Raw genomic sequence first — 26,700 nt, forward strand, 5'->3', positions numbered from 1 at the left:
GGACTCAGCTAGAGTTAATTTGATCAAATTTGGTGACACATGAAAATCGGCATATTACAAACCGGCCACACACCAGATGCGTTGCATGGCGAATTCGGCGACTATGATGAGCTGTTTCCTGCACTTCTCGGTGGCAACGGATTTGAGTTCCAGACCTTCGCCGTGGTCGACGGCATATTCCCAAGCGGCGCGGATGACGCAGATGGCTGGGTCATAACCGGTTCGCGCCACGGCGCGTACGAAGACCTGCCGTGGATCGCCCCGCTGGAAGACTTGGTCAGAGAGATACAGCAAAGCGGAAAGCCACTGATCGGCGTATGCTTTGGGCATCAGATCATCGCGCAGGCACTGGGCGGCAAGGTCGAGAAGTTCAAGGGCGGATGGGCCGTCGGACGCACTGAATACGAGTTTGACGGCAACACAGTCTGGCTGAATGCCTGGCATCAGGATCAGGTTGTCGAGTTGCCCGAAGGCGCGCGCGTTCTTGGTCAGAACGCATTTTGCGAAAACGCGATGCTGGCTTATGGAGACACGATCTGGACGGTTCAGGCCCACCCTGAATTCACCAATGGTTTTGTCGCGGGCCTGATGCGCACACGGGGAAAAGGCGTCGTCCCCGAAGACCTGATGCGCGAGGCCGCAAATCGCGAAACCGCCCCGGATGACAACGCCACAATCGCGCGCCATATGGCCGAGTTTTTAAAGAAAGAGAGAGCCTGATGGCTGATTGGACTGATAAACTGCCGGAAGCCGCCAAAGCCTATTTCCACGGACAGCGGCTGGACGAGGTTGAATGTATCATCTCGGACCTTCCCGGAATTGCACGTGGCAAGGCCGTGCCTGCCACGAAATTCGCCAAGCAATCCTATTTTCACCTGCCTGACAGCATATTCTTCCAGACCATCACGGGGGACTGGGGTGAAGCCGCAGGTGACGACGGGTTCATCGAAAAGGACATGATCCTGAAGCCCGACTATTCGACGGCTTCAGCCGCACCCTGGACAGGGGACTGGACGCTGCAAGTGATCCACGACGCCTATGACCGGGATGGTGATCCGATCCCTTACAGCCCACGCAACGTGTTGAAACGCGTGGTCCAGCTGTATCACAACCGAGGCTGGAAACCGGTTGTTGCGCCAGAGATGGAGTTTTTCCTGGTCGCCCCCAACGTCGATCCCGCGCAGGAAATCAAGCCGATGATGGGGCGATCTGGCCGCCCGGCTGCGGCGCGGCAGGCGTATTCGATGACTGCGGTGGACGAGTTCGGCCCGGTCATCGACGATATCTATGACTTTGCCGAACATCAGGGGTTCGAAATTGATGGCATCACCCAGGAAGGCGGTGCGGGTCAGTTGGAGATCAACCTGCGCCACGGCAACCCGGTCAAACTTGCTGATGAGGTATTCTACTTCAAACGCCTGATCCGCGAGGCGGCGTTGCGGCATAATTGTTTTGCTACCTTCATGGCCAAACCGATCGAGGAAGAGCCGGGCTCGGCCATGCATATCCATCATTCGATTATCGACATGGAGACCGGCCAGAATATCTTTTCGGGCCCGCAGGGCGGCGAAACGGACGCGTTCTATCACTTCATTGCCGGGCTGCAGAACCATCTGCCCGCCGGTCTGGCCGTGATGGCACCTTATGTGAACTCCTATCGTCGCTACGTGAAAGACCACGCCGCACCGATCAATCTGGAATGGGCCCGCGACAACCGCACTACAGGCATTCGCGTTCCTCTGTCCGGACCTGAATCGCGCCGTGTCGAAAACCGCATTGCCGGTATGGATTGCAACCCGTATCTGGGCATCGCCCTGTCGCTGGCGTGCGGCTATCTGGGTCTGGTTGAACAAGAACGCCCGCGTCGTCAATTCTATGGTGACGCCTATGAAGGCGAAGGGGATATCCCCCAGGTCATGGGCGATGCGCTGGATATGTTTGACGAAGCCACAGCCCTGCACGAAATCCTTGGCCCCGAGTTTGCCCGTGTCTATGGCATCGTGAAGCGGGCCGAATATGAAGAATTTCTGCAGGTCATCTCTCCGTGGGAACGGGAACATCTGCTGATCAACGTCTGAGACTTTTCGTGAATCTGCTCTATTCCAATGACCGCAAGGGCGAATACCCTGCCAGCTGGTATGCCGCGACGGCGAACCCAACGGAACGCTTTCCTGTTTTGGCCGAAGATATTACGGCGGATGTCTGCGTTGTGGGCGGTGGCTACACAGGCCTGTCCGCAGCATTGCATCTGGCCGAGGCGGGGTTCGATGTCGTTCTGCTTGAAGCCCACCGTGTCGGATTTGGTGCCTCGGGGCGCAATGGTGGCCAGCTGGGCAGCGCGCAGCGGATGGATCAGGAAGACCTCGAGCGTCTTGTTGGCGACGCGGATGCTGCAAAGCTGTGGGACCTGGCCGAAGACGCCAAGGATCTGGTCAAGTCACTGATCTCCAAGCATCAGATCGCGTGCGACTTGCAACCCGGCGTCGCGGTTCTGGGTCTGTCAGCTTCGGAACGAAAAGAGCTGCACACCCATGCAGGCCATCTGTCCGACCGTTATCAGTATGACCAGATCAAGCTGCTGGATGAAGACGAAGGCCACAAACTTTGCCCCTCGCCCGCTTACAAGGGCGGGTATCTGGACATGGGGGCTGCTCATTTGCACCCATTGAATTTTGCGCTGGGGTTGGCACAGGCGGCGGCCAAAGCGGGTGTTCGCATTTTTGAGGGCACCGAAGTCATCGATATTGACGAAACCCGGCCTGCCCTGATCCGGACCGCCAGAGGGAACGTTAGGGCCGACCATGTTGTGCTGGCCTGCAATGGCTATCTTGGCAATCTCAACCGGACCGTCGCGGCCCGTGTCATGCCCATCAACAACTTCATCGCAGCGACTGAACCCCTTGGCAGCGAGGCCGCGCGGGTCCTGACTCAGGATGTCGCGGTCGCGGATACCAAGTTCGTGGTGAACTATTTCCGCCTCAGCGCCGATGGCCGGCTTTTGTTCGGTGGCGGCGAAAGCTATGGCTATCGTTTTCCTGCGGATGTCGCTGCGAAGGTCCGCAAGCCGATGACCGAGATTTTCCCACATCTGCGCGACGCCAAAATCGACTATGCATGGGGTGGGACGCTGGCCATTACCATGCGGCGGATGCCTTATCTGGTGCGTATCGCACCCAACATTCTGTCTGCTTCCGGCTATTCCGGTCATGGTGTAGGCACCGCGACCCATGCCGGGCAACTGATGGCGCTGGCCATTCAGGGACAGGCAGAAGGGTTCGATACAATGGCCCGCGTGCCAACTCTGCCCTTCCCCGGCGGATCCGCCCTGCGCAACCCGCTGCTGGTGCTGGCAATGACATGGTTCGCCTTGCGGGACCGGCTTGGGATCTGATCCACGTTACTTGTGACAAATTGGTGAATTTCCGCTGGCGCGGCGATTGAGGGCTTGGATTGCCACCTGAATAGCTTTATCTTTACCAAAGATAGAATTCGGGAAATCCAAATATGACGCTTCCACCAAACGTTCATGACGCCGAACCCATCCCAGAAGCAGCAAAAGAAGCCATCGACGCCCTGATGCAGTCGGGCGACTTGTTTCGTTATACCGCCCCGCAAGATGCCCCGGTGTCTTTGCTAGAGGCCGAGTTTGCCGAACTGCTGGGCACAAAATACGCTCTCGCTGTTTCATCCTGTTCTGCTGCGCTGTTTCTGTCACTCAAGGCACTGGGTTTGCCGCGCGATGCGCGCGTCCTGATCCCCGGCTTCACATTTGCCGCGGTTCCCTCGTCAGTCATTCACGCGGACTGCATCCCGGTTCTGTGCGAAGTGGGTGAGAATTATCGCATCGACATGCCCGATTTCGAGGCCAAGCTCGACAGCGTTCATGCGGTGATAATCAGCCACATGCGCGGCCACACATCTGATATGGACGCGATCATGGCGCTGTGCGACGCGCGTGACATCCCGGTTATCGAAGACGCTGCGCATTCGCTGGGCACGACCTGGCATGGCAAAAATATCGGCACCATCGGCAAGGTCGGCTGTTTCTCGTTTCAGTCCTACAAGATGATCAATGCGGGCGAAGGCGGTATTCTGATCTCAAACGATGCTGATCTGGTGGCCCGTGCCGTCATCATGTCGGGCGCGTACGAACATAACTGGAAGAAACACAAAGGACCGCACGGCGACAACTCGCCCGAGCTGGAAGAGGCCTTCGCTCGCTGGCAGAACAAGTTGCCGCTTTATAACCTGCGTTTGAACAACCTGAGCGCCGCTGTGATCCGCCCGCAGATCCCGGAACTGGCCCGTCGTGTTCGCGACGGTCTGGCGAACCACGACTATGTTGCCGGACGCTTGAATACCTCACCCCATATCAACGTGCCCGCACCCTTGCCCCCCGAGCAGCGCGCGCCGGATTCGATTCAGTTCAATCTGGTTGGGTTGCAGGAACACGAGATTCGCGCATTTGCCGCCGCATCCGAGGCACGCGGTGTCAAAGTTCAGGTCTTTGGCCTGAGCCAGGACAATGCGCGCGCCTTCTGGAACTGGCAATTCCTGCCGGAAACGTTCGAGCTTCCGCAAACACGTGACATGCTGATGAAAGCGTGTGACGTCCGACTGCCCGTACGCCTGACGCGCGCAGAGCTGGACGTGATTGCAGATATTTTGCTGGCCGCCGTTGGCGAAGTGACCGGCCCAATGCCGGTCTACGGTACCTGAGACTAGAACTGGCCCACTTAAATGGTGGGCCTTTTCCTCCGGCTCACCCTAATTCAGTTTCGAAAGCTTCTGTTGAAGTTCAGCCAACTGTTTCTTGATATCGTCAAGATCCTCTTTCGGCTCTGACTTTTCACTTTCCTTCTCTGGCGAGGACCATCTGCCAGACAACCCACCCGTCATAGCCTTCAGAAATGCCTGCTGCTGTGCTTGCAACGCTTCAAAACCCGGCATCTGGGACATCGGGTTCATGGCGTTCATGTTTTCCATCATCTTGCTTTGGCTTTCGCGCAGCATATCGAACGAGCTTTGCAGGAATTGCGGCATCATGCCCCCGCCCGGCAGCATGTAGCTGCGCACCAGATCATTCAGAACATTGACCGGCAACACATTCTCGCCGCGGCTTTCATGTTCAGCAATGATTTGCAGCAGATACTGCCGTGTCAGGTCGTCGCCGGATTTCAGGTCGATGATCTGTACTTCGCGCCCGTCACGGATGAATCCCGCGATATCTTCGAGCGTCACGTAATCGCTGGTCTCGGTGTTATACAGCCGACGGCTGGCATAGCGCTTGATCAGCAGCGGTTTTTCTTGGTCCGACACCGGGTACCCTCCCCAAGGATGATGCGTTGCAGCACAGGTTATGCGAGTGCAGCACAAAAAGAAAGGGCAGGTCAATGGACCTGCCCAACGCGATTGCACCTATAGGGAGGGTCGGGTGCGTTTCGCTGACTTTTCTTACTTCGCAGCAGCAGCTTTTTTAGCGGCTGTGGTCACGTCGTTGGTTGCTTTTTTAACAGCGGCGGACGCTTCTTCCGCAGCTTCTTTACCAGCAGCCATCAGCAGTTCGACGGTTTCGGTCTGAACTTTTTTCGCGATTTCTGCGAAAGCGGCCATGTTCTCGGCTGCAACTTCAGCAGACGCGCTTGCGAAATCGGTTGCTGCTTTTGCGTAGTCGGCAGGCTCTGCCTTGGCTTTCGACATCTCGGTCAGTTTGGCCAGCGTGTCTTTGGTCCATTTGCTCGAGATCTCTGCCGATTTCTCAGCTGCTTCCAGAGCAACGCCCGACAGCTTTTCATTCAGCGAAGCGGTCGATTTGAATGCGCCTTCCATCGCGGTTGTGTCCACGGGGAATGCGCCCATCATGTCTTTCATGATCGCGGTAAAGTCTTGGGTCTTAGCCATTGTCATAATCCTTTTAGCCAGTCCGGGCCCACCCCGGGTTTCATCAGCTTGAGGACAATATGATTGCTGCAACGCAGCATTGCAAGTTTTTTCTTGCTGCGCCGCAGAAAAATTTAAGTTTCAGAATGAAATCAGGCGTTTGGTTTTGCCACTACATACGTTCCGGGTGCAGCAGCCAGGCTCGGGTGCTTCGAATCGCCAGGTTCACGGGCCGGTACCTGCTTGCCCGACCGTTTCTTAAGCCAGGCATCCCACATGGGCCACCATGACCCTTCATGAAAATCGGCTTCCTTTAACCAGGTGGCGGCGTCTGTTTTCAAATCCGGGTTGGTGTAATGCCCATACTTTTTCTTGCTGGGCGGGTTCACGATGCCCGCAATATGACCCGACTCGGAAACCACGAAAGTTTTTGATCTCGAGCCCATCTTTTGCACACCGCGATAGCAGTCTTTCCACGCCGCGATATGATCGGTTTCGCATGTGATGGCCATCAGGGGCACATCAACGTCACCGAGCTTCAGCTTATGCCCCAGTACCTCAAAGCCATCGGTCGCGAATTCATTGCGCTGGCATAGCCCACGCAAGTACTCCACCGCCATTTTCGCAGGCAGGTTGGCTCCGTCACCGTTCCAGTACAGCAAATCAAAGGCCGGGGGCACTTCCCCCATCATGTAACTTCGAATGGCCGGGCCATAGATAAGGTCACGTGATCTCAGGAATGACATTGTGCGCGCCATGATCCACGACCGCAGAACACCTTCCTTTTTCACTTCTTCTTCGATTCCGTCGATAAAATCGTTTTGAAGGAAAGGCGTGAACTCTCCCTGATCGGAAAAATCCGTCAATGCGGTGAACAGGGTCGCCGATTTGACCGACTTGTCTCCTCGCTGTTTCAGCAGAGACAGCGTCAGGCTCAGGGTGGTACCTGCAATGCAATACCCCACCGCGTTGACCTGTTTGACCTTGCAAATCTTCTTGGCCGCCTCGATCGCGGTCAGGAAACCGTCCTGAATGTAGTCTTCCATGCCGGTTTCGGCATAACTTTCGTCCGGATTGACCCAGCTCACTACAAACAGGGTATATCCCTGTTCGGTGATCCATTTGATCATGCTGTTCTGGGCTTTCAGGTCCAGAATATAGAACTTGTTGATCCAGGGCGGGAACAGGACAATCGGTGTCTCATATACAGTTTCGGTCGCCGGCTTGTACTGGATCAGTTCCATCATCCGGTTACGATAAACCACCTCCCCCGGCGTCGTCGCCAGGTTACCGCCGACCTCAAAGGCACTCTCATCTGCCAGTTTGACGACCAGCTCGCCATTGTTGGCCTCAAGATCTGACACAAGGTTTTCCAACCCCTTGATCAGTGACTGGCCCTCGGTTTCGACCGCTTTTTGTAATGCATCCGGATTGGTCGCCAGGAAGTTTGTCGGCGCCATCATATCGACGATTTGCTGCGAGAAATATTGCAGCCGCCTTTTGTCCTTGGCATCCAGATCGTCCACGGACGCAACAGCCTGCGCGATCGCTTGCGCATTGGTCTGGTATTGCTGGCGGATCAGTCTGAAATAGGGATTGGTCTCCCAAAGGGGGTTCGAAAATCGCTTGTCTTCTGGCTTGGGTGCTTCGCCTTCCGCGTCAGACGCAGTCAGCGCTTTCTGCGCCTCGGCAAAGTTCAGCACTGACTTACCCCAGAATTCTATCTGCTGTTCCAGTAATTTGGCGGGATTTTGCCAAGCCTCCGCCCAGTAGGCACTTGCTGCTCGTGCGAAAAGCTCTTGATTCGGGCCGTCCAGCGCGGGAGTGTGGGGCCGTTTTACAGCCATGACCTCAATCAGGCGCTTCGATAACTTCTCGACCTTATCCATATTTTCTTTAAGGCGTTCAATGTGTTCTTCGGATACGTCTGGCATGTGGTCTTCACTAGTTGTCATTTTAACAATTCCCCCCTAACCTCGCTGCTATGCAGAATAACGTCGTGGGTGCTGGGGGGCAAAGCGACGAATGGTCCGAACTATCAGGCTGACACTCAGGAGGCCCCGTTTATGCGCTATATGATGACCTACGACCTGATGGAAACTGCGCGAAACACCAACCAATGGCTTGGTGCAACCGCTAGCGCGATGGCGTCCTATCCGATGTTTTCGATGGTGCCGAACCCCGCATTCAACTGGATGGCCGCCTGGGGCGAGGTTACCGAGCGTACGTTCCAGCGGATGGTTGCAAAGCCCGATTGGGGTATTCGCACGTTCACCTGCGAAGATGGCAAGGATCATCTGGTTGAAATCACGACTGTTCTGGAACGCCCTTTTGGTGATCTGGTACATTTCCGCGTCAATGGCCGGAAAGAACAACCCCGCAAAGTGCTGTTGGTTGCCCCGATGTCCGGGCACTATGCAACGTTGCTGCGCTCGACGGTCAAAAGCCTTCTGGTCAATTGCGAAGTCTACATCACAGATTGGCATAATGCGCGCGATATCCCTGTGTCCGCAGGTAAATTCGATGTCGAAAACTACACGCTCTACCTTGTCGATTTTATGAAAGAGCTTGGACCGGACACCCATGTTGTTGCCGTTTGCCAACCTGCGCCTCTGACATTGGCCGCAACGGCATACCTGGCCGAAATCGAACCCAAAGCGCAGCCAAGCACTCTGACGCTGATTGGTGGCCCCGTCGATCCGGACGCAACGCCGACCGATGTGACAGACTTTGGCCGTCGCGTCACCATGGGCCAGTTGGAAGAAACAATGATCCAGCGCGTTGGCTTCAAGTACAAAGGCGTTGGACGTATGGTCTATCCGGGTCTGCTGCAATTGGCCTCGTTCATGTCCATGAATGCAGATCGTCACTCCAAAGCGTTTTCCGACCAGATCCAGCGCGTCATGCGGGACGAAGCCTCGGATCAGGATGCCCATAACCGCTTCTACGACGAATACCTGGCCGTGATGGACATGACGGCCGAGTTCTATCTTTCGACGGTCGAGCGGGTCTTTAAGAATCGAGAGATTGCGAGAAACGAGTTCGTGGTCGCGGGTCACAAGGTGGACATCAGTAAGATTACTGATGTTGCGGTGAAGACTGTCGAAGGTGCAAATGATGACATCTCCGCACCCGGCCAGTGTATTGCCGCGCTGGATTTGTGCACCGGCCTGCCGGACAGCAAAAAGGCAAGCCACGTCGAACCCGGTGCTGGTCACTATGGTATCTTCGCAGGCCGCAGCTGGCGCGACAACATTCGCCCTCTTGTGATTGATTTCATGAACGAAAACGCGCGAAAACCAAACCGTCGCGCGGCCAACTCCAACAAGGTAGCCTAACCGACATGAGCGGGTCAGCGCAAAATGGCCTCGCCTTTTCCTGTCTATGCGGCAACTTGCAGGGACGTATTTCAACCCGCGGTGTTAGGCAAGGCACACATGTTGAGTGTTTCTGCAATGATTGCCGAGCCGCTCAACTGTATTTCAAGCAACCGGACCCCGCACCCGGACCTGTCGGGATTTTTCAGATCGCACCGGATGAGATCGAAATCAGCACAGGAAGTCAGTATCTTGCGGCGATGCAACTCAGCCCCAAGGGCATGCTGCGTTGGTACGCCAGTTGCTGTAGCGCACCTTTGGCGGCAACGCCCAAAACCGCGAAACTCCCGTTTGCTGGCGTTATCGTCGGCCGGGTTGCGGGTGGTGCTTCGGCGCTAGGACCCGTCACGACACGCGGGTTTGTTCCCCAACCAAACGGAAAGCAAAAGCACGAAAATCCCGGCCCCGCCATTTTTGGCCTGTTGCGCAGGGCCGCCGGATCGCGCCTGTCCGGGCGATGGAAGAACACACCATTTTTCGACCGGAAAACCGGAAAACCCGCGGTGACGCCAACTGTCATTTCAATGACCGAACGCGCGACGCTTTACCAGTAATCAAACCGTTGCTGGGCGTCCACCCAGGTTTGCAGCGCCTCATTGACGATGTCGGGCGTCTCCAGGGTCGGCAAGTGACCGGCCTTTTCAATAACCAGCAGTTCCGCTCCGGGAATGAGTTCTGCCATGAAAGAATGCCGTTTGACCGATGTCAGAGTGTCATGCGCTCCACAAAGCAACAACGTGGGCACCTTGATGCGACGCAATGCGACCTGTTGATCCGGGCGGCGTTGCAGCGCACGCATCTGACGCACGAAAGTTTCAGCACCCAAATCCCGTGCCATTGCCAGCAAGCCGTTCAGGATAGGAATACGCTGCGGGCCCGGTGCCTGCGCGTCGGACCCTACAAGTTTCCGCATGACCTCCTCCAACCGGCCACCTTGCGCGCCAATGATCAGGTCTTCGCGACTGGCCGCCATTTGAGGCGTGTCCGCCTGCGCATCAGTTGCCATCAGGCACAGGCGCGACACACGTTCCGGTGCTCGGCAGATCAGCTCTAAAGCCACCACACCACCCATGCTTAATCCAGCCAGTGCAAACCGGTGTGGAAGCTGGTCCAGCAGACCCGAGGCGATCTCTTCGATACGCTCACCTGCTGAGAGCGGCGCAACGGTTACGGGTCGCGTCTGCGAAAACACCTCGATCTGAGGGCGATACAGTCGGGCATCGCACATCAGTCCAGGTAGCAGTACCAGCGGCTCGATCACGCGGGGCCTCCATACGCTCGGTTTCCCGAGCCCTTGGGTTTGCAGTCAGGTTGAGAGTTTATCACATTCAAACAAGCGGAACGTCACGGATAGGCGATTGCCCGAAAAGCTGGAAAGTCCGCATAGCGGGACCGTCGTGAAGCGGCACTTTCCTCGGGCTCAGCGCCGGGTTTCAGCAGGCATCCGCGTGGCGCAATATAGCTGTCAATCCGGCGCTGCGGTTTAGGGCGCCACACCAGATTGAAAGCGCAGAGTTTCGGAAAGAACCAGATCTCGGAATAATCCAGGTGATCATGCATCCACCATGCCAGATCGCGCCAATCCCGGCCCTGCGCATACTGATCCGCGAACCAGGGGACAACAACAGACGCCCCGGCAATCCGCTCGTCCCCGGCTCCACGATCCCAGATGTGGCACTCCAACGGGTGATCATTCCGGGCACAGTTCAGTCTGTTTTCATTGCCAAACCTGTTCAGCGACGGCGAGCGATAGCCCGAGCGCACGGCGATCCTGCCAAAGGTCTCTTCCAGCGGGTCCAGCAGAGTTTCACAGAACGCACGTCCTGTCTCGATAGCCAGATCCGGATTGTCTGGAATGTTCTGTTTTTGGTGAAAGTTCCCGATCTCGGAATAGAGGAAATCGCGCATGAAGAAATACCGGGACAGACGAACGCGCCCTAAGGTCTCAAGGCTCCACATACTGCCCGGCTTACGCATCTTACCGCGACCCGAGGCCGCCATCATTCCACCCCCAGCCCTTTTAACCAATCCAGGATACCGGCCACAGCCGCGTCGGTCTGCCCTGGCGACATCAGGCGACCGGCAATAACATGAGATGACGGATCATCCTCGGGACCCATTGTCACCAGTTTGACGGATGCTGGCGCACCCCACGCTTCGGCGACCTCGTGTGTGCGGCCAGGGCGCACCACCTGATCGTTGTCCGAGAACCAGAACAGCACGGGCACAAGGGCGTTCGAGAAATCCAGCGCAAATACTTTCTCGACCAGAACGGACATCGGCACGACCGATTCCCACGGATAGACCGTAGACCAATATTTGTTCTTTTCCGGGTCCGGCCCCGATACATCGCGTTCGTCCCCCATCAGGACCGGTAACCAATCCCTCGCCCATGGCAAAGTGGGAATCCATGCCGCGGCCGTGTTGACCCCGAAATTCGGAGAGACAAAGACCATGCCGACAACATCTTCGCTGAGGCTGGCATCCAAAGCGGCGGCGGCTGCAAGCGTCGCACCGGTCGACGTTGAGATCACGATCACCTTGTCCCCAACAGCACGCGCGGCCGCCAATCCCTCGGCGGTGTCCTGCATCCAGCCCGAGGCAGTGCCTTCCGCCATGGCTGATCCGCTTCGCCCATGACCTTGCAGGCGTGTGTAAACCAGATTGGCCCCCAGCGCGTCTGCCACAAGGTCCGGCACTGGCCGGATTTCCTCGGAACTTGCTGAAAAGCCATGGATGTAAAGAACGGAATACGGGGTGCGCCGTTCGTTAAAGCCATCCTGCCAGATCACTCGTTTTTCGACACCCGGAACGATATCGTCAAACGCGGCTTCGGTGCTTTCGAAATAAACCTGTACGCCCTCACCAAACTTGCGCGGATCAAAGCTTGGGCTCAGGTTCACCTCTTCGCGCGGGCCAAACCAGTAGATAAGGCCGCCGATGACAATCAACGCAAGGAACAAGCGCCCCAGAAGCCATCCCAAACGCCGCATCACGCGTCTCCCAACACATCCAGAACCGCCGCCTCGATCAAGCCAAGACATGCATCATCCGAGAACCTGTGATCGGCATCCTTGACCAAAAGAAGCTGCATGTCCGGCCCTGTTGCGTGGTCCAGCAACCGAACGGCCGTTTCAGTCGAAACGGCCGTATCCGCTGTTCCCTGTAGGAAACGAACCTTGAACGGCAGGTTCAACGTGTCGCGCAGTACAAGGCGCTGCCGCCCATCTTCGATCATCCGTTTGGTGACGAAGTAAGGTTCCATGTAATCGGACGGCAACTCGACATGCCCGACAGTTTCCAGGGCGGCTTTCTGGTCATCGGTGAAGGATGCCCAATAGCCATCTTCCGTGAAATCCGGCGCGGCGGCGATCGTGACCATACCTGCAATCCGGTCCGGCAGGGCCTTGGCCAGCAAAAGCGCCTGCCACCCCCCCATGGACGAGCCGACAGCGATCAGCGGCCCCTTGGTCAAGGCATCGACCGCAGCGACAGTATCCTCATGCCAATCCCCAATGCAGCCATCCTTGAACGCGCCAGAGCTTTCGCCATGACCGGAATAATCAAACCGCAAAAAGGCCCGCCCCCGCGCCTGCGCCCAAGCTTCCAGATGGACTGCCTTGGTGCCTTCCATATCCGACATAAGCCCACCCAGAAAAACCAGGGTCGGCCCTGAGCCTTCGGTTTTGTGATAGGCCAGTTTTCGCCCTTGTGCTGTTTCCAGAAAATCCGTCGCCGCCATGAAACCCTCTTACGCTTTCGGGAACATCATGCACGGCAGCCCGTTGGTCGCAATTCCCGAATTCGGGGTGTCGTGGCGTCAGTGACCGTACCCTGCGACCCTTGACAGGAATTGCTGCACCTGCCACATCAGCCAGACGCAAATAACCCGCAACCGGGCGTTCAGTGGGCGCCAAACCGACGAGGAGAGCCGACATGGCCCTGGATTCAAAATCCGTCTCTCTCACTTTCCCAGATGGCAATGCACGTTCCTATGACGCAGGGGTTACGCCTGCGCAGGTGGCTGCCGATATTTCAAGTTCGCTGGCCAAAAAGGCCATCTCAGCCACCGTTGACGGCCAACACTGGGACCTGCAATGGCCCATCGAAGCCGATGCACAGATTGCCATCCACACCATGAAGGATGACGCGCAGGCCAACGAACTGATCCGCCACGATCTGGCCCACATCATGGCCCGCGCCGTGCAGGAAATCTGGCCTGCGACCAAGGTCACCATCGGCCCCGTTATCGAAAACGGCTGGTATTATGACTTCGACCGGGAAGAACCGTTCACGCCCGAAGATCTTGGTCTCATCGAGAAAAAGATGAAAGAGATCATCAACAAGCGCGACCCTGTCACCACCGAGGTTTGGGACCGCGAGCGGGCCATCAAGTTCTACAAGGCCAATAACGAGCCCTACAAGGTTGAGCTGATCGAAGCCATTCCCGGGGATGAGCCGTTGCGCATGTACTGGCACGGCCACTGGCAGGATTTGTGCCGCGGTCCGCATCTGCAACATACCGGTCAGGTTCCCGGTGATGCGTTCAAGCTGATGTCCATCGCCGGTGCCTATTGGCGCGGCGACAGCAACCGCGCGATGCTGCAACGCATCTACGGCGTGGCCTTCACCGGCAAGGAAAAACTGAAAGACCACCTTCATATGCTGGAAGAGGCCGCAAAGCGCGACCACCGCAAACTAGGCCGAGAGATGGACCTGTTTCACATGCAGGAAGAAGCCCCCGGTCAGATTTTCTGGCACCCCAATGGCTGGACCATCTACACCCAGTTGCAGGACTACATGCGACGTCAGCAGCGCAAGGGTGGGTATGTCGAGGTAAACACGCCGCAGGTTGTTGACCGCAAACTGTGGGAACGATCAGGCCACTGGGACAAATATCAGGAAAACATGTTCATCGTCGAAGTCGACGAGGAACATGCCCGCGAAAAGGCCGTCAACGCGCTCAAACCGATGAACTGCCCCTGCCATGTCGAGATTTTCAAGCAAGGCCTGAAATCCTATCGCGACCTGCCGCTGCGCATGGCCGAGTTCGGATCGTGCAACCGGTACGAACCCTCTGGTGCATTGCATGGCATCATGCGGGTGCGCGGGTTCACGCAGGACGACGCCCATATCTTTTCAACCGAAGAACAGATCGAGGCGGAGACCGCCGAATTCATCCGTTTCCTCAGCGTGATCTACAAGGATCTGGGGTTCGAGGATTTTTCGGTGAAATTCTCTGACCGTCCCGAAACCCGCGCCGGGTCGGACGAGGTATGGGACAAGGCAGAAGCGGCACTTTTGTCCGCCACCCGTGCCGCCGGGATCGAACCGGAACTGAACCCGGGCGAAGGTGCATTCTATGGTCCGAAACTGGAATTCGTTCTGACGGACGCCATCGGGCGTGACTGGCAATGCGGCACCTTCCAGGTCGATTTCGTTCTGCCCGAACGGCTGGACGCCACCTATATCGGCGCCGACGGGGCCAAACACCGCCCCGTCATGTTGCATCGCGCCACGCTGGGATCCTTCGAACGCTTTATCGGTATCCTGATCGAGGAACACGCAGGCAAATTGCCGTTCTGGCTGGCCCCGCGTCAGGTCGTCGTCGCGTCCATCACGTCCGACGCGGACGACTATGTCGCCAAAGTGGTCGAAACCCTGCGCGCGGCAGGTGTGCGGGCCGAGGCTGACATCCGCAATGAAAAGATCAACTACAAGGTCCGTGAGCATTCGGTCGGCAAAGTACCTGTAATTCTGGCCGTCGGTCACCGCGAAGTTGACGAGCGCACCGTAAGCGTGCGGCGACTGGGTGAAAAACAGACTCAGGTACAACCGCTTGATGTTGTAACAAAAGAGCTGGCACGCGCCGCCACCCCGCCAGATCTGCTGTAACAAACAGCACCATATCCAAAAAAATCCGACCCCTCTTATGGGGTCGGATTGTAACATTTCACCCTTTCTTCATCAAAAACAATGTATTACGCTACAAGGGGGCAGGCCGCCCCATGACGCGCTTGTGAGACACGGGCTCGTGAATTCAACTCTACCCACCAAGCCACTACCTTTGTCATTGTCACAAGCAGACATACCCAGTCATCAAGAGGATTACCGAGATGTCGAAAACAGCTAAATCCCTGGTTATCGCAACCGCAGTCGCAGCCGCCGTATCGGGTGCCGCAACCACAGCAAGCGCACAGGCAAAAGAAAAGTGCTACGGTGTATCGCTGGCCGGCCAGAACGACTGTGCCGCAGGCCCCGGCACCACCTGCGCAGGCACCTCGACCGTTGATTATCAGGGCAACGCCTGGACCCTGGTTGACGCAGGCACTTGCGCCGACATCGAACTTCCTGCGGAAGCAAACGGCACGCCGCGCAAAGGTTCATTGGAAGCGCTGGAACGCGACCTGCCGGCATAAGATTGGCCTGACGATTTCAAGGGGCGGGCACCATCGCCCGCCCTTTCCCTTTCGTGATCGAGGAACTGGCTCATGTTGGATGACACCCACCGGTCAAACCGCCTGCCTGCAGCGCCGGGCGTAGGTTACAAACCGCAACATTTTGCTCAGATACTTGAACACGCACAGCCTGTTGCATGGCTGGAAATCCATGCCGAGAACTATATGGGCGACGGCGGGCGGCCCTTGGCGCAGCTGCGCCACCTCTCCGAAAAGTTCCCAATCTCGGTCCATGGCGTTGGCCTTTCCATTGGCGGTGAAGGCGCGCTGGACCTTGATCATCTGGCCCGGCTAAAACACCTGGTAGGCTGGCTGAACCCTGCAAGCTTTTCCGAACATTTGGCCTGGTCCACCCATGACAGCCATTTTTACAACGACCTGCTGCCCCTTCCATATACCGACGAAACTCTTGCGCGGGTTTGTGAACATATCGACCAGGTCCAGCACACGGTCGGGCGCCAGATGCTGCTGGAAAACCCGTCCAGCTATCTGGCCTTCGAGGAAAGCACCCGGTCCGAACCTGATTTCCTGAGGGAGATTGCCAGGCGCACCGGTTGCGGCTTGTTGCTGGACGTAAACAATGTCTTTGTCTCGGCCACCAATCTGGATTTCTCGCCGCAAGGTTATATTGACGCCTATCCGCTTGAAAAAGTGTCGGAAATCCACCTTGGCGGCCATGATGAGGATGAAGACGACCACGGTCATCCGCTGCTGATCGACAGTCACGGACGTGAAGTGGTCGATCCGGTGTGGACCCTGCTGGATTATGTGCTGGAGCGTTCGGGGCCAAAACCCATTCTGATCGAATGGGACACTGATGTGCCGGATTGGCCCGTTCTCCGAAATGAGGCCGTTCGCGCGCAATCCGCACTGGACCGGATACCGGTATGAGCGTTTCGCAATCTGAATTCCGCGCGGCCATGATGGATGCGTCAGCGCCCGTTCCCGGCGGATTGCTGGACGGTGGCGCGCGCCCCGCCGGTCGCCGGTTCAGCGTGTACCGCAACAATGTTGCGGTGTCGCTGACCGAAGCGATGCATCAGGCGTTTCCCGTGATTGCCAAATTGCTAGGGGCGCAGAACATGGATGGGCTGGCCGGGATTTTCCTGCGTCAACACCCGCCCTCCTCTCCTCTGATGATGTTTTATGGCGAGGCGTTTCCTGATTTTCTGGCCGGAATGCCCCAACTTGCCCATCTCGGATATCTGCCCGACGTGGCCCGGTTAGAGATTGCCTTGCGCAAGTCCTACCACGCCGCCGACAGCGAACCTGCACCGGCAGACGTTTTAGCGGTCGAGCCCGAGCAGGTCATGCAGGCCCGGTTGCAGTTTGCACCGGCCATGCAGGTGATCCGCTCGGACTGGCCCATTCACGCTATCTGGCGCTTCAACGTGGAAGCCGATGCCCCGAAACCAGATGCACGGGCCGAGGATGTGTTGATCACGCGCGCTGAGTTCGACCCGACACCCAATCCGCTTCCAGCGGGTGGTGCAGACTGGATCGCCTATATGCAGAACGGCGACACAATCGGCGGGGCATTTGAAAAAACGACTGCTGAACTGCCTGAATTTGATCTTGGAACCACTCTGGCGCTGCTTCTGAAGGGTGGTTCAATAACCTCTGTGACTATCGAAAGGCCCAAGACATGACTGCTCTGATCTCAACCTACAATAACACCATGGGAAAACTGGACTTTGCGTCTGGCTGGTTGACCCCTACGCTGGCACGGCTGGTCTTTGTTGCGGTTCTTCTGGTCTATTACTGGAACTCAGCCATGCTGAAGATCGACGGGTCGATCTTTTCGCCTTCGGCAGGTGCCTTTGGTCAGATTTTCCCCAAAGCGGCAGAAGCTGTTCTGTATGACGTGTCCCAAATGACGTTCTTCCAACGCATCGTCATCTTCATGGGAACGGTTGCCGAATTTGTGCTTCCGACGCTACTTCTGGTTGGACTGTTCTCGCGTCTGGCGGCTTTGGGCATGATCGGTTTTATCTGGGTGCAGACCCTTGTCGACGTCACCGGACATGGCGTGAAACTGGGCAGCCTGTTCGACGCGGCCCCGTCCCTGATGGATCAGCGCACGATGTGGACCTTCCTGATGCTGGTGATCGTCGTCAACGGCGCAGGTCCGATCTCACTCGACCGGATCCTGCGCCTTAAGTAACTTAGAAATGCGCCTTGGGCTGGTCCGGTTTTCCTGCGGCCATCCCAAGTAATCCGGCGACAGCAGCAAATGTGATCGGGAACATGGTGAAAACACCAAAGCCGAACGCGTAGTACATCGCGGCCGCTGACACCAGCAACAAGACCCCGGCAATCAACGCGCGCGCTGGCGCCATGGCCCCGCCCGCGATTGCCAAGAGGGGCGCGATAATCGAAATGGCTTGCACCAGATCAGGATTGTCGACCTGGCTTAGCATGCCTTCAATTTCACCGACATGGTCAACCACGACCACCTTCGCATAGCCGAAGAACCCGACGATCATGCCGATCAACCCGGCGATTACACCCAATAACATTGCGGCATTACGCATTGAAAATCCTCATTGTTGCTTTCAGGCAGATAGGCACTCGTTCAAGAAATGCCAAGCTGAGCACGGGTTTCAGCCGTCCAGCCCAACAACAGCCTGCCATCCGCTTCGATCAGTGGGCGTTTCATCAGGGCCGGATGCTCTCTCAAAAGCTCCAAAGGGGCCTTGGCACGCTGGGTTTCGTCCAATCCGCGCCATGTCGTTGATCTGGTATTAAGCAAGTCATTGCCGAACTCAGCAAAGGCCCATGACAGCAACGAATCCGGCACACCGTCGCTGCGTACGTCGAAAAACTTGGCGTCTGGCAGTGATTTCAATGCTTTGCGACAAGTGTCACAGTTTTTCAATCCATAAAGCTGCATGTCTTTGACGCTCCTGCCCTTGCTTCCTTTTTAGGCAATCTTGCCCGTTTCTTGCGGTTATTCTTGATTTTTTACTTCACCGTGCAATGTTGAAAAAGGCGAAACGCACGAATTGGACTGTTCAGCATGCGCTACGCAGTTTTTTTGTGTGGTGACGCTGACCACAGCCCCCACCAATTTGTGGGACAATGCGTAAGTAGAAGGAGACACGGGACATGCCAACCGGCACCGTGAAATGGTTCAATACCACCAAAGGCTATGGATTTATTGCCCCTGACGAAGGGGGCAAAGATGTGTTTGTACATATCTCGGCCGTAGAACGGTCCGGCCTCACCGGACTCGCAGACAACCAAAAAGTTTCGTACGAGTTGCAGGACGGACGCGACGGCCGCCAAATGGCAGCTGATTTGAAACCACTGTAACGACTTCCCGCTAAACACGCGGTAGATCATTAAGGATGACGGCCAATTTCCGGCCGTTATCCATCCCCCACCGGTTTCGTTCCATTACCCTCGCGCGGGCTTGGCGTCGGCGTGAGTGTTCTAGTTTTCGCCCATAGCCACGATGCAGGTTGTGCCTGTTGGGTAGGTGACAACCATTGTCCAGTCCCCGCGCTGACTTGCCCAGACTTCCATAACCTGTTCCGGCCCGCGAACACCCGATGCCACGCGCCGAACTGACTTTCCAGTTTCTGGTGCAGCCGGGGCGTCAGTTCGCACAGAACCTCAGCTATGGGGATTTGGTTCGCACAGGTAGGGCAAAACCAAAAACCAGACATAACAGAGCAAGGTTCAAAAAGCGGGCCATGGAACCAATGTAACAATTCCATGACGACACGTATAGACAAAAGCTATGCAGCTTGTCGGTTCTATCTGCGAATGATCGCCTCGAACTCACGCCATTCGCGCGCCGTCATCCCCGAGTTTTCCTGCGTGACCGCCTCTCCTGCCAGCATTCGTTGCAGGCTTTCGACCATCTGGGCAGACAGGTTTACCGCACCCAGCCGATAATCCTCGAACGCCTTATACGCAAACGGCACCCAGTCAGCGACGATCTTGCACATCGCCTCGGCATAAACGCGGATTTCATACTGAGCATGTGGGTCGGCACGCAGGCGCAGGAAGTGGAACAGATTATGCAGGTCCACCTTCCAATACCACTGCGTATAAACGTTTGCGGGTAGGTTCATGCGGGCCAGTTCACGGGCAAGCCCCTGTTGCCCGTCCTGGCTGATCATGGACTCGTAGTTGTCATAGCACCGCGTGCTGTCCGCCTTGAGGGTTTCCAATACGCGCGCGGCCTCTTCACCTTCCAACGTTGCCCCACGGCCCTGATTGTTCACTTCGGACTGTGCTGCCACATGTTCAGGGGCAGGGATATAGAACTCGCGATCCAGAATTGAATACCGTGCCGAGTATTCATTCACATTGGCGGTCCGGTGCCGGATCCACTGCCGCGCCACAAACACCGGCAATTTCACATGCAATTTGACTTCGCACATTTCGAATGGCGTCGAATGCCAGTGCCGCATCAGATACCTGATCAGCCCCTCGTCATTCTGAACGGATTTGGTGCCTGTGCCGTATGAAACGCGCGCAGCCTGACAGATGGCGGCATCGTCACCCATATAGTCGATCACGCGGACAAAGCCATGATCCAAAACCTGATGCGCTGTGTATAGGTGGTCTTCCATTCCCGCCGAGACAACTCGACGCGTGGGATGCGATTGCGCGCGTTGCGCGTCGATCTCGGCCTGTTGATCAGGGGACAGCGGCATCGAATCTTCCTTTCTGGCAATGAGTCGCCTGCCACTATATATCGCCGATCCCGGCACAGGAACCGCGATATATGCCGCAGCGGACGCAATAAACAAATTGCTGCTGAGGGCTCTATCGACACGTCGAGGAGGAGCGCTAAGCTCTTGGCAATGTGAGTCGAAAAAGGATGGCCGAAATGGCGTTGAAATATCTTCACACTATGGTCCGCGTGAAGGATCTGGAAAAATCCATGGCATTTTACGAGCTTCTGGGTCTGAAAGAAACACGTCGGTATGACAGTGAAGCCGGGCGATTTTCTCTGATCTTCATGGCTCCTCCGGGACAGGAAGACGCCCCGATCGAGCTGACGTACAATTGGGACGGTGATGACGAGTTGCCCGCCGACAGCCGTCACTTCGGCCATCTGGCCTACGGTGTCGACAATATCTACGAGGTTTGCCAACATCTTCAGAACAACGCTGTTACGATCAATCGCCCGCCAAGGGATGGTCGCATGGCTTTTGTTCGATCGCCCGACAATATCTCGGTTGAGCTTTTGCAGAATGGCGAAGCACTGGAACCAGCCGAACCCTGGACCAGCATGGAGAGCAGTGGTCACTGGTGATCCGTTGGCTGATAGCAATTGGGCTGGTCGTTCAGGCCAGCCCTGTCAAGGCCGAGCAATGCCGCTTGGCGCTGGCCTTGGCGATGGATATTTCCGTTTCAGTCGATGAGGCCGAAGATGTGTTACAACGGCAGGGGTTAGCCGCCGCATTGATTGCGCCCGAAGTGCAAGAGGCCTTCTTTTCTTCACCGATGCCGGTTGCCCTGGCGGTATATGAGTGGAGTGGCCGCTCAACCCAAAATGTCGTCCTGAACTGGACAATGATCGATGATGTTGGTGATCTGCTGTTCGCATCCAGCCAGGTCAGCCAATCCGTCCGATCTGACAGCGGATCAGCAACAGCTATGGGCTATGCGTTGGCATACGGTGCAACCCTTATGGAGCAAGCGCCGCAATGCTTGTTTCAAACCATTGACCTGTCCGGCGACGGCACGAACAACGATGGCTATGGGCCGCAGATCGCCTATCGGCACTTTCCCTTTCAAAACACTGTCGTGAATGGGCTTGTGATCAACGCAGCCGATTTCGAGGGAGAGCTGTTCCTGATCCCTTTCTTCGAAAATAACGTCCTGCACGGGCCCGGCGCCTTTTTGGAAATTGCCACCGGGTTTGAAGATTTCGAGCGCGCCATGCGAAAGAAACTGAAACGGGAACTGAGCGGCTTGCAGATCGGTGCATTGCGGATTGAAGGCCCATGATACGTCGCGTGATCGTCTTACTGGCTTGCCTGATATCAGGACCTGCCTTTGGCGAATGCCGTCAGGCCCTTGCGCTGGGGCTGGATGTGTCGGGTTCGGTCGACAGCCGGGAATACAGGCTGCAACTGGACGGGCTGGCGGCGGCCCTGAGCCGCCCCGAAGTTGGCCAACTTATGTTGTCGGACGGCGCAACCGCCTTGCGTCTGGCGATCTTCGAATGGAGCGAGCGGGGACATGAACGGATGCTGCTGGAGTGGACAGAAGTACGGTCCCCCGCCGACCTGATCGCAATCAGTGATCGTTTGATCCGCACCTCGCGCAGCGCAGCGCCGCAGGGAACGGCGTTAGGGTCGGCCATGTTATTTGGCTCTTCCCTGCTTGATCAGCAAAGGGGGTGCTGGCGCCGTACGCTGGATTTGTCCGGTGATGGCAAACATAACCTCGGACCGCATCCACGTGATGTGAAAGCCAGTTTACGACATGACGGGATCACAATTAACGGGCTGGTGATCGGTGCCGACGATCCGAAAGAAGGTGATCGGAGATATGTTCAGGTCGGTGAACTATCAGCCTATTATTCAGCCTGGGTCATTTTGGGGCCAAACGCATTCGTAGAAGTGGCGCTGGGCTTTGAGGCATATGAAGAGGCCATGACCCGCAAACTTCTTCGTGAGCTGGACAGCCTTGTTCTGTCTGACGCCCGCCACTGATCAATAGATATACCGTATCTGATCCGTCCAGTACCGTTCAACGCGACGCAGCGAACTGGTGATATCCTCAATACCGTCAAGCCCAAGCACCCCCCTGCCTTGCAGGCCTTCGGCGTGACGTGCAAACAGCTTGGACACGATATTGCGGATTTCTCTGCCCTGCGGCGTCAGGCGTACGCGAACTGAACGGCGATCAATCTCGCATCTTTGGTGGTGCATATAGCCCATCTCAACCAGTTTCTTGAGGTTATAGCTGACATTGCTGCCCTGATAGTATCCACGGCTTTTCAGTTCGCCTGCCGTAACTTCGTGATCACCGATATTGAACAGCAATAACGCCTGAACCGCATTGATTTCCAATACGCCGACGCGCTCAAACTCGTCCTTGATGACATCCAGCAACAACCGGTGCAGACGCTCCACCAGGACCAGTGCCTCAAGATAGCTGGTTATGAAGCCCTTAGTCTCTGGTGTGGAGACCTGCATTTCCATACTCATCCGACCCTCCGATTCCGTCGCGCTGTTTGACACACGATGAACCGAAAATCCGAAAAATCGGTTAAGCGGAACTTTGCCTTATTTCTGAAAGGTTTGCGCTATGTCTGCAACCAGGCTGGCAAATCGCGCCGGAGGCTGCACCTGCCCCGTAACCCATTGATAAAGGTCCTGATCGTTTTCGTGCAACAGCGCATCATAGATATCCAGACCGTCGGCATCCATGTCGGCCAGATTGCGCCCAGCATAGGCTGACAGGATAATGTCCATCTCTTTGATGCCGCGTCGCATCGACCGCATTTGCATGCGCTTGATGCGCACATCCCGGGGTTCGCTCAATTCTTCTGCTCCAGCATCTGACGCATTTTCTTTTCCAGACGTGCCGCGCGTTCGGAACATGCGCGCATCTCAGCGCGGATGGCGCGCAGTTCGGCCACGGCCGAGGACAGTTCCGTTCCACCTTCGCCCTCACCCACAGGAGCATCCATGCCGTCGCCCTCGCCGGTCAACAACCACATGATCGAGACATTGACCATGCCCGCCATCATCGACAGCCTGTTGGCCCGGGGTTCGGACAGATCGTTTTCCCAATCTGAAATTGTCGCCTTCTTGACCCCAAGACGCCGTGCCAGTTGCGCCTGTGTCATTCCCGCGGCTTCGCGTGCACCGGCCAGACGGTCTCCGAATGTCGCAGAATCCGGACCGTACCAGTCGTTTTCATCATTCATTCGGGTCTCCAATTCACTTTATCTATACGGCTTGATCGTCACTCTGACGCACCCTATGACAGTCGGGCTGAACATACAAACCGAGGCCGAGCATGAGTTTTCTGTCTGCGACACTGTCACGCGTCAAACCTTCACCCACTATCGCTATGACAGCCAAGGCCGCCGAGCTGAAGGCCGCCGGACGTGATGTCATCGGCCTGAGCGCTGGTGAGCCGGATTTTGACACGCCCCAGAACATCAAAGACGCCGCTGTTGCGGCCATCGCAGCAGGCAAAACCAAATACACCGCGCCGGACGGCATCCCCGAACTGAAACAAGCGGCATGTGCCAAGATGAAACGCGATCATGGGCTGGACTATTCGCCGGCCCAGATCTCGGTCGGGACCGGTGGCAAGCAAACGCTGTACAATGCCCTGATGGCGACGATGAATGACGGTGACGAGGTAATCATCCCTGCGCCGTACTGGGTCAGCTACCCCGATATGGTGCTTTTGGCGGGGGGCACCCCTGTTGTGGTCGAAACGACGCTGGAAAACAGCTTCAAACTGACCGCAGAACAACTGGAAGCCGCCATCACGCCCAAAACAAAGTGGTTCATCTTTAACTCGCCCTCGAACCCGACGGGTGCAGGGTATAGTCGGGATGAACTGAAGGCGCTGACCGATGTACTGATGCGTCATCCGCATGTCTGGATCATGTCGGACGACATGTACGAACATCTGGCCTATGACGGGTTCGAGTTCTGCACCCCGGCCGAAGTTGAACCCGGTCTATTTGACCGGACCCTCACCTGCAACGGGGTTTCAAAAGCCTATGCCATGACAGGTTGGCGCATCGGTTATGCCGCCGGCCCGGTCGAGATCATCGCGGCCATGCGCAAGATCCAGTCGCAATCAACGTCGAACCCCTGTTCGGTCAGCCAATGGGCTGCTGTTGAGGCCCTGAACGGAACCCAGGATTTTCTGGCCCCGAATAACGAGACATTCAGGCGCCGACGCGATCTGGTGGTTCGGATGCTGAACGAGATCGACGGCGTCACCTGCCCAACGCCTGAAGGGGCCTTCTATGTCTATCCGTCTATCGCCGGATTGATCGGGAAAACGACGCCGGCAGGGACGGTCCTTTTAGACGATGAAGCCTTTGCAACCGCCCTGCTGGAAGAAGCCGACGTGGCCGTTGTGTTTGGTGCCGCCTTTGGCCTGTCGCCGAATTTCCGCGTCAGCTATGCTACGTCCGACGCGGCACTGACCGAAGCTTGCAGCCGCATCCAGCGTTTTTGTGCTTCTCTGAGGTGACCATGTCCGCCGAACTGCCTGAGTATTACTTTCGCATACGTGAAAACGGTGCTGCGGTGTTTCGGATCGATACTGAAAACCGTCAGCGCCGGATCGAAATGGATCAGATTGCCGTCATCAATATCCGCAATGGTGAGGTCAAGCCGCACGGGCAGCGGACGCTGTCAGACCGGGATCAGGCCGAGATTGCCCAATGGATGGAAGAGCGCCGGGCCCTGCTGGCCCAGCGCGACATCGACGACATTCATCGCGCGGTCGACTATCTGAATCTGACCACGCAATGGGCTCAGTCCAAGGCCAGCGACACGCAGCTGGAGGATGTGACCGACAGGTTATTGATGGCCATGCACGACCTGCGTACGGTATTGGTCCGGAAAAAGGCAGATCGTCTGGACAAAGACTAAGCGGGCTCGGCCGATATCTGTATCTGCTGTACCGAATACATCCAGAACCGGGTCATGAGAAGCACGGCCGCGAAGGCGAGACCAAGCACCAGCCCCAGCCAGACGCCGATGCCGTCCATATGACGAACAAAGCCGAAATAATACGACGCCGGAATTCCCACGACCCAATAGCTGAGCGCCGCCATGACCATTGGGATCTTGGCATCCTGCAACCCGCGCAGCAGGCCCAGCGCAATCACCTGCGCGCCGTCGACCAGCTGGAACAAAGCCGCCATGGCAAGCAAACCGGTACCTATGGTCAGGATTTGTCCCCGCTGCGGATCATCTGCTTCCATGAACAGGGAAATCAAAGGCTCGGCACAAGTCAGGAACAGGATGATGGTTGCCACCGACATGATCAGCGACATACCAGTCACGGAGATTGCGCCCTTTTCCAAATGCGCCCTGTCCCGACGACCCAGCGCATTGCCAGCCCGGATGGTCGCTGCATTTGATAAGCCCAGGTGAACCATGAAGGTGGCCGAAGCCAGGTTCAAGGCGATCCCATGCGCAGCCAGCGGGACCTGACCCAGCCAACCCATCATCACCGCAGAAGTCGCGAACAGTGAAACTTCGGCCAATGTGGTCAAGCCGATGGGCACACCCAGCTTCCATACGCTGGCAAACATTTCCCAATCCGGTCGCCAGAACCGTTGGAAGAGGCTGTGCTCCGGCAACGTCCGGACCACGTAGATAACGACCGCGATCAGCGAAACAACTTGTGTCGTGATCGAGGCGATTGCCGCCCCTGTCACGCCCAGTTCGGGGGCGCCCCAGTTGCCGAAAATCAACGCATAATTGGTCAGCCCGTTCACAGCCGCCGCCGCAATTGTGATCCACAAAACGATCTGCGTTCGCTCCAATGCAGCCAGATAGCTTTTCAACACCATCACAATGAGGGCCGGAAACAATCCCCAACCGGCGACTCTCAGATATTCGGCTGCGGTTGCAGCGACTTGCGGTTCCTGCTTCATGGCGATCAGGATCGGATAGGACCACCACAGCAAGGGCATGACAACTACGGCATACAGCAACGACAACCACAGACCCATCCGGGTCGAGCGGCGAATGCTGGTTTCGTCCCCTTCCGCCGCTGCTGTGGCCACCATGGGCATGACGGCCCAGCCAAATCCCGCTCCAAACAAAAACAACACGAAATAATAACTGTTGGCCAAGGTAACGGCCGCCAGCGCCTCGACCCCGTACCAACCCAGCATGATGGTGTCGGTCAAACCGATCGCGTATTGCGCCAGATGACCGCCAACCAGTGGCAGGCCAAGAACGGCAATAGCCCGAAAATGGGCCGGGTATGTCATCACCTTTGTCATCGCTCCAGCCATA

31 protein-coding genes are annotated in these 26,700 nt (G+C 56.7%); 17 read left to right on the plus strand and 14 right to left on the minus strand.

The genetic code is table 11. From position 1 onward, the window contains the following. The first annotated feature begins 39 nt into the window (after positions 1–39). From ACR0AM_RS02180 to ACR0AM_RS02195, 4 genes are all read left to right on the plus strand, one after another. A complete protein-coding gene (locus ACR0AM_RS02180) occupies positions 40–720 on the plus strand; it encodes a type 1 glutamine amidotransferase (protein WP_480473448.1) in 681 nt (226 codons plus the stop codon). Further along, positions 720–2,078, plus strand: coding sequence for a glutamine synthetase family protein (locus ACR0AM_RS02185; RefSeq protein WP_480621997.1), 1,359 nt, complete (start codon positions 720–722; stop codon positions 2,076–2,078). Before ACR0AM_RS02180 ends, ACR0AM_RS02185 begins: the two co-directional genes overlap by 1 nt. Positions 2,079–2,086: 8 nt before the next feature. Further along, complete coding sequence (locus ACR0AM_RS02190; protein ID WP_480621998.1) at positions 2,087–3,391, plus strand: NAD(P)/FAD-dependent oxidoreductase; 1,305 nt, start codon at positions 2,087–2,089, stop codon at positions 3,389–3,391. Between the two features lie 113 nt (positions 3,392–3,504). Next, on the plus strand, positions 3,505–4,719 hold the full coding sequence (locus ACR0AM_RS02195) for a DegT/DnrJ/EryC1/StrS family aminotransferase (protein ID WP_480558232.1): 1,215 nt from the start codon (positions 3,505–3,507) through the stop codon (positions 4,717–4,719). 48 nt (positions 4,720–4,767) lie between these two features. Here the strand turns inward: ACR0AM_RS02195 and phaR are convergent, their stop codons facing one another. From phaR to ACR0AM_RS02210, 3 genes are all read right to left on the minus strand, one after another. Continuing rightward, entirely contained in the window at positions 4,768–5,319 is a 552-nt protein-coding gene (phaR, locus tag ACR0AM_RS02200; RefSeq protein WP_267365377.1) for a polyhydroxyalkanoate synthesis repressor PhaR, read from the minus strand. A gap of 135 nt (positions 5,320–5,454) precedes the next feature. Beyond that, a complete protein-coding gene (locus tag ACR0AM_RS02205; RefSeq protein ID WP_209503426.1) occupies positions 5,455–5,901 on the minus strand; it encodes a phasin family protein in 447 nt (148 codons plus the stop codon). Positions 5,902–6,032: 131 nt separating this feature from the next. After that, positions 6,033–7,835 (minus strand): PHA/PHB synthase family protein, encoded by a 1,803-nt coding sequence (locus ACR0AM_RS02210; protein ID WP_480621999.1) that lies wholly within the window; start codon positions 7,833–7,835, stop codon positions 6,033–6,035. Between the two features lie 111 nt (positions 7,836–7,946). Here ACR0AM_RS02210 and phaZ point away from each other — a divergent pair, with 111 nt between their 5' ends. Next, the gene (phaZ, locus tag ACR0AM_RS02215; protein WP_480622000.1) at positions 7,947–9,218 is read left to right on the plus strand and encodes a polyhydroxyalkanoate depolymerase; all 1,272 of its coding nucleotides are present in this window, start codon (positions 7,947–7,949) and stop codon (positions 9,216–9,218) included. 5 nt (positions 9,219–9,223) lie between these two features. Further along, the gene (locus tag ACR0AM_RS02220; protein ID WP_480622001.1) at positions 9,224–9,811 is read left to right on the plus strand and encodes a DUF6151 family protein; all 588 of its coding nucleotides are present in this window, start codon (positions 9,224–9,226) and stop codon (positions 9,809–9,811) included. Here ACR0AM_RS02220 and ACR0AM_RS02225 read toward each other — a convergent pair. The 4 genes from ACR0AM_RS02225 to ACR0AM_RS02240 all read right to left on the minus strand — a co-directional run bounded on the left by ACR0AM_RS02225 (position 9,802) and on the right by ACR0AM_RS02240 (position 12,999). Then, positions 9,802–10,518 (minus strand): alpha/beta fold hydrolase, encoded by a 717-nt coding sequence (locus ACR0AM_RS02225; protein WP_480622002.1) that lies wholly within the window; start codon positions 10,516–10,518, stop codon positions 9,802–9,804. The genes ACR0AM_RS02220 and ACR0AM_RS02225 overlap by 10 nt on opposite strands. A gap of 83 nt (positions 10,519–10,601) precedes the next feature. Then, complete coding sequence (locus ACR0AM_RS02230; protein ID WP_480603854.1) at positions 10,602–11,216, minus strand: hypothetical protein; 615 nt, start codon at positions 11,214–11,216, stop codon at positions 10,602–10,604. A gap of 41 nt (positions 11,217–11,257) precedes the next feature. Then, positions 11,258–12,250: an alpha/beta hydrolase gene (locus ACR0AM_RS02235; protein WP_480622003.1), complete on the minus strand. Its 993-nt coding sequence runs from the start codon at positions 12,248–12,250 to the stop codon at positions 11,258–11,260. Continuing rightward, a complete protein-coding gene (locus ACR0AM_RS02240; protein ID WP_480603152.1) occupies positions 12,250–12,999 on the minus strand; it encodes an alpha/beta fold hydrolase in 750 nt (249 codons plus the stop codon). Before ACR0AM_RS02240 ends, ACR0AM_RS02235 begins: the two co-directional genes overlap by 1 nt. Before the next feature lie 194 nt (positions 13,000–13,193). Between ACR0AM_RS02240 and thrS the strand changes: the two genes are divergently transcribed. The 5 genes from thrS (at position 13,194) to ACR0AM_RS02265 (ending at position 17,879) form a co-directional block, all read left to right on the plus strand. After that, on the plus strand, positions 13,194–15,152 hold the full coding sequence (gene thrS / locus ACR0AM_RS02245) for a threonine--tRNA ligase (RefSeq protein WP_480603150.1): 1,959 nt from the start codon (positions 13,194–13,196) through the stop codon (positions 15,150–15,152). Between the two features lie 221 nt (positions 15,153–15,373). Next, positions 15,374–15,676, plus strand: a complete 303-nt coding sequence (locus tag ACR0AM_RS02250; protein WP_267365389.1) for a BufA1 family periplasmic bufferin-type metallophore — start codon at positions 15,374–15,376, stop codon at positions 15,674–15,676. 72 nt (positions 15,677–15,748) lie between these two features. After that, entirely contained in the window at positions 15,749–16,606 is an 858-nt protein-coding gene (bufB, locus tag ACR0AM_RS02255; RefSeq protein WP_480622004.1) for an MNIO family bufferin maturase, read from the plus strand. Further along, entirely contained in the window at positions 16,603–17,364 is a 762-nt protein-coding gene (locus ACR0AM_RS02260) for an HvfC/BufC family peptide modification chaperone (protein ID WP_480603147.1), read from the plus strand. The genes bufB and ACR0AM_RS02260 overlap by 4 nt, the downstream gene beginning before the upstream one ends. Continuing rightward, positions 17,361–17,879 carry a DoxX family protein gene (locus tag ACR0AM_RS02265; protein ID WP_480473462.1) on the plus strand — a complete coding sequence of 173 codons (519 nt, stop codon included), beginning with the start codon at positions 17,361–17,363 and terminating at the stop codon, positions 17,877–17,879. Before ACR0AM_RS02260 ends, ACR0AM_RS02265 begins: the two co-directional genes overlap by 4 nt. A gap of 1 nt (position 17,880) precedes the next feature. Here ACR0AM_RS02265 and ACR0AM_RS02270 read toward each other — a convergent pair whose 3' ends face one another. Then, the gene (locus ACR0AM_RS02270) at positions 17,881–18,249 is read right to left on the minus strand and encodes a hypothetical protein (protein WP_480603145.1); all 369 of its coding nucleotides are present in this window, start codon (positions 18,247–18,249) and stop codon (positions 17,881–17,883) included. Positions 18,250–18,290: 41 nt separating this feature from the next. Continuing rightward, positions 18,291–18,608, minus strand: a complete 318-nt coding sequence (locus tag ACR0AM_RS02275) for an ArsC/Spx/MgsR family protein (RefSeq protein ID WP_480603144.1) — start codon at positions 18,606–18,608, stop codon at positions 18,291–18,293. Between the two features lie 215 nt (positions 18,609–18,823). Between ACR0AM_RS02275 and ACR0AM_RS02280 the strand changes: the two genes are divergently transcribed. Then, positions 18,824–19,030 carry a cold-shock protein gene (locus ACR0AM_RS02280; RefSeq protein WP_008758035.1) on the plus strand — a complete coding sequence of 69 codons (207 nt, stop codon included), beginning with the start codon at positions 18,824–18,826 and terminating at the stop codon, positions 19,028–19,030. 446 nt (positions 19,031–19,476) lie between these two features. On the opposite strand, the gene thyX is transcribed toward ACR0AM_RS02280, so the two are convergent. Beyond that, positions 19,477–20,385, minus strand: coding sequence for an FAD-dependent thymidylate synthase (gene thyX / locus ACR0AM_RS02285; protein ID WP_480473465.1), 909 nt, complete (start codon positions 20,383–20,385; stop codon positions 19,477–19,479). Positions 20,386–20,561: 176 nt separating this feature from the next. Here thyX and ACR0AM_RS02290 point away from each other — a divergent pair, with 176 nt between their 5' ends. From ACR0AM_RS02290 to ACR0AM_RS02300, 3 genes are read left to right on the plus strand one after another with little or no spacing between them, the layout of a single operon-like run. Then, complete coding sequence (locus tag ACR0AM_RS02290) at positions 20,562–20,990, plus strand: VOC family protein (RefSeq protein ID WP_480622005.1); 429 nt, start codon at positions 20,562–20,564, stop codon at positions 20,988–20,990. Continuing rightward, complete coding sequence (locus ACR0AM_RS02295) at positions 20,987–21,688, plus strand: DUF1194 domain-containing protein (RefSeq protein WP_480473467.1); 702 nt, start codon at positions 20,987–20,989, stop codon at positions 21,686–21,688. The genes ACR0AM_RS02290 and ACR0AM_RS02295 overlap by 4 nt, the downstream gene beginning before the upstream one ends. Continuing rightward, a complete protein-coding gene (locus ACR0AM_RS02300) occupies positions 21,685–22,398 on the plus strand; it encodes a DUF1194 domain-containing protein (protein ID WP_480473468.1) in 714 nt (237 codons plus the stop codon). The genes ACR0AM_RS02295 and ACR0AM_RS02300 overlap by 4 nt, the downstream gene beginning before the upstream one ends. Here the strand turns inward: ACR0AM_RS02300 and ACR0AM_RS02305 are convergent, their stop codons facing one another. The 3 genes from ACR0AM_RS02305 to ACR0AM_RS02315 form a co-directional block, all read right to left on the minus strand. Further along, positions 22,399–22,896 (minus strand): MarR family winged helix-turn-helix transcriptional regulator, encoded by a 498-nt coding sequence (locus ACR0AM_RS02305; RefSeq protein ID WP_480473469.1) that lies wholly within the window; start codon positions 22,894–22,896, stop codon positions 22,399–22,401. It abuts the gene before it with no gap. Positions 22,897–22,974: 78 nt separating this feature from the next. Continuing rightward, on the minus strand, positions 22,975–23,199 hold the full coding sequence (locus tag ACR0AM_RS02310) for a succinate dehydrogenase assembly factor 2 (protein ID WP_480476785.1): 225 nt from the start codon (positions 23,197–23,199) through the stop codon (positions 22,975–22,977). A gap of 29 nt (positions 23,200–23,228) precedes the next feature. Then, positions 23,229–23,621, minus strand: a complete 393-nt coding sequence (locus ACR0AM_RS02315; protein ID WP_480473470.1) for a helix-turn-helix domain-containing protein — start codon at positions 23,619–23,621, stop codon at positions 23,229–23,231. Positions 23,622–23,713: 92 nt separating this feature from the next. Between ACR0AM_RS02315 and ACR0AM_RS02320 the strand changes: the two genes are divergently transcribed. Beyond that, on the plus strand, positions 23,714–24,916 hold the full coding sequence (locus ACR0AM_RS02320) for a pyridoxal phosphate-dependent aminotransferase (protein WP_480622006.1): 1,203 nt from the start codon (positions 23,714–23,716) through the stop codon (positions 24,914–24,916). Positions 24,917–24,918: 2 nt separating this feature from the next. Continuing rightward, positions 24,919–25,320: a hypothetical protein gene (locus tag ACR0AM_RS02325; RefSeq protein ID WP_480473472.1), complete on the plus strand. Its 402-nt coding sequence runs from the start codon at positions 24,919–24,921 to the stop codon at positions 25,318–25,320. Here ACR0AM_RS02325 and ACR0AM_RS02330 read toward each other — a convergent pair. Then, complete coding sequence (locus ACR0AM_RS02330; protein ID WP_480622079.1) at positions 25,317–26,687, minus strand: MATE family efflux transporter; 1,371 nt, start codon at positions 26,685–26,687, stop codon at positions 25,317–25,319. The two genes, ACR0AM_RS02325 and ACR0AM_RS02330, sit on opposite strands and share 4 nt — an antisense overlap. Positions 26,688–26,700 lie beyond the last annotated feature (13 nt).

The organism is Ruegeria sp. AD9, from assembly GCF_056542305.1.

Coding starts and splice junctions, on each gene's coding strand:
- ACR0AM_RS02180 (WP_480473448.1), top strand. CDS start 40: ATGAAAATCGGCATATTACAAACCGGCCACACACCAGATGCGTTGCAT.
- ACR0AM_RS02185 (WP_480621997.1), top strand. CDS start 720: ATGGCTGATTGGACTGATAAACTGCCGGAAGCCGCCAAAGCCTATTTC.
- ACR0AM_RS02195 (WP_480558232.1), top strand. CDS start 3,505: ATGACGCTTCCACCAAACGTTCATGACGCCGAACCCATCCCAGAAGCA.
- ACR0AM_RS02205 (WP_209503426.1), bottom strand. CDS start 5,901: ATGGCTAAGACCCAAGACTTTACCGCGATCATGAAAGACATGATGGGC.
- ACR0AM_RS02210 (WP_480621999.1), bottom strand. CDS start 7,835: ATGACAACTAGTGAAGACCACATGCCAGACGTATCCGAAGAACACATT.
- phaZ (WP_480622000.1), top strand. CDS start 7,947: ATGCGCTATATGATGACCTACGACCTGATGGAAACTGCGCGAAACACC.
- ACR0AM_RS02220 (WP_480622001.1), top strand. CDS start 9,224: ATGAGCGGGTCAGCGCAAAATGGCCTCGCCTTTTCCTGTCTATGCGGC.
- ACR0AM_RS02230 (WP_480603854.1), bottom strand. CDS start 11,216: ATGTGGAGCCTTGAGACCTTAGGGCGCGTTCGTCTGTCCCGGTATTTC.
- ACR0AM_RS02235 (WP_480622003.1), bottom strand. CDS start 12,250: ATGCGGCGTTTGGGATGGCTTCTGGGGCGCTTGTTCCTTGCGTTGATT.
- ACR0AM_RS02240 (WP_480603152.1), bottom strand. CDS start 12,999: ATGGCGGCGACGGATTTTCTGGAAACAGCACAAGGGCGAAAACTGGCC.
- thrS (WP_480603150.1), top strand. CDS start 13,194: ATGGCCCTGGATTCAAAATCCGTCTCTCTCACTTTCCCAGATGGCAAT.
- ACR0AM_RS02250 (WP_267365389.1), top strand. CDS start 15,374: ATGTCGAAAACAGCTAAATCCCTGGTTATCGCAACCGCAGTCGCAGCC.
- bufB (WP_480622004.1), top strand. CDS start 15,749: ATGTTGGATGACACCCACCGGTCAAACCGCCTGCCTGCAGCGCCGGGC.
- ACR0AM_RS02260 (WP_480603147.1), top strand. CDS start 16,603: ATGAGCGTTTCGCAATCTGAATTCCGCGCGGCCATGATGGATGCGTCA.
- ACR0AM_RS02265 (WP_480473462.1), top strand. CDS start 17,361: ATGACTGCTCTGATCTCAACCTACAATAACACCATGGGAAAACTGGAC.
- ACR0AM_RS02270 (WP_480603145.1), bottom strand. CDS start 18,249: ATGCGTAATGCCGCAATGTTATTGGGTGTAATCGCCGGGTTGATCGGC.
- ACR0AM_RS02275 (WP_480603144.1), bottom strand. CDS start 18,608: ATGCAGCTTTATGGATTGAAAAACTGTGACACTTGTCGCAAAGCATTG.
- ACR0AM_RS02280 (WP_008758035.1), top strand. CDS start 18,824: ATGCCAACCGGCACCGTGAAATGGTTCAATACCACCAAAGGCTATGGA.
- thyX (WP_480473465.1), bottom strand. CDS start 20,385: ATGCCGCTGTCCCCTGATCAACAGGCCGAGATCGACGCGCAACGCGCG.
- ACR0AM_RS02290 (WP_480622005.1), top strand. CDS start 20,562: ATGGCGTTGAAATATCTTCACACTATGGTCCGCGTGAAGGATCTGGAA.
- ACR0AM_RS02300 (WP_480473468.1), top strand. CDS start 21,685: ATGATACGTCGCGTGATCGTCTTACTGGCTTGCCTGATATCAGGACCT.
- ACR0AM_RS02305 (WP_480473469.1), bottom strand. CDS start 22,896: ATGAGTATGGAAATGCAGGTCTCCACACCAGAGACTAAGGGCTTCATA.
- ACR0AM_RS02310 (WP_480476785.1), bottom strand. CDS start 23,199: ATGCAAATGCGGTCGATGCGACGCGGCATCAAAGAGATGGACATTATC.
- ACR0AM_RS02315 (WP_480473470.1), bottom strand. CDS start 23,621: ATGAATGATGAAAACGACTGGTACGGTCCGGATTCTGCGACATTCGGA.
- ACR0AM_RS02320 (WP_480622006.1), top strand. CDS start 23,714: ATGAGTTTTCTGTCTGCGACACTGTCACGCGTCAAACCTTCACCCACT.
- ACR0AM_RS02325 (WP_480473472.1), top strand. CDS start 24,919: ATGTCCGCCGAACTGCCTGAGTATTACTTTCGCATACGTGAAAACGGT.
- ACR0AM_RS02330 (WP_480622079.1), bottom strand. CDS start 26,687: ATGACAAAGGTGATGACATACCCGGCCCATTTTCGGGCTATTGCCGTT.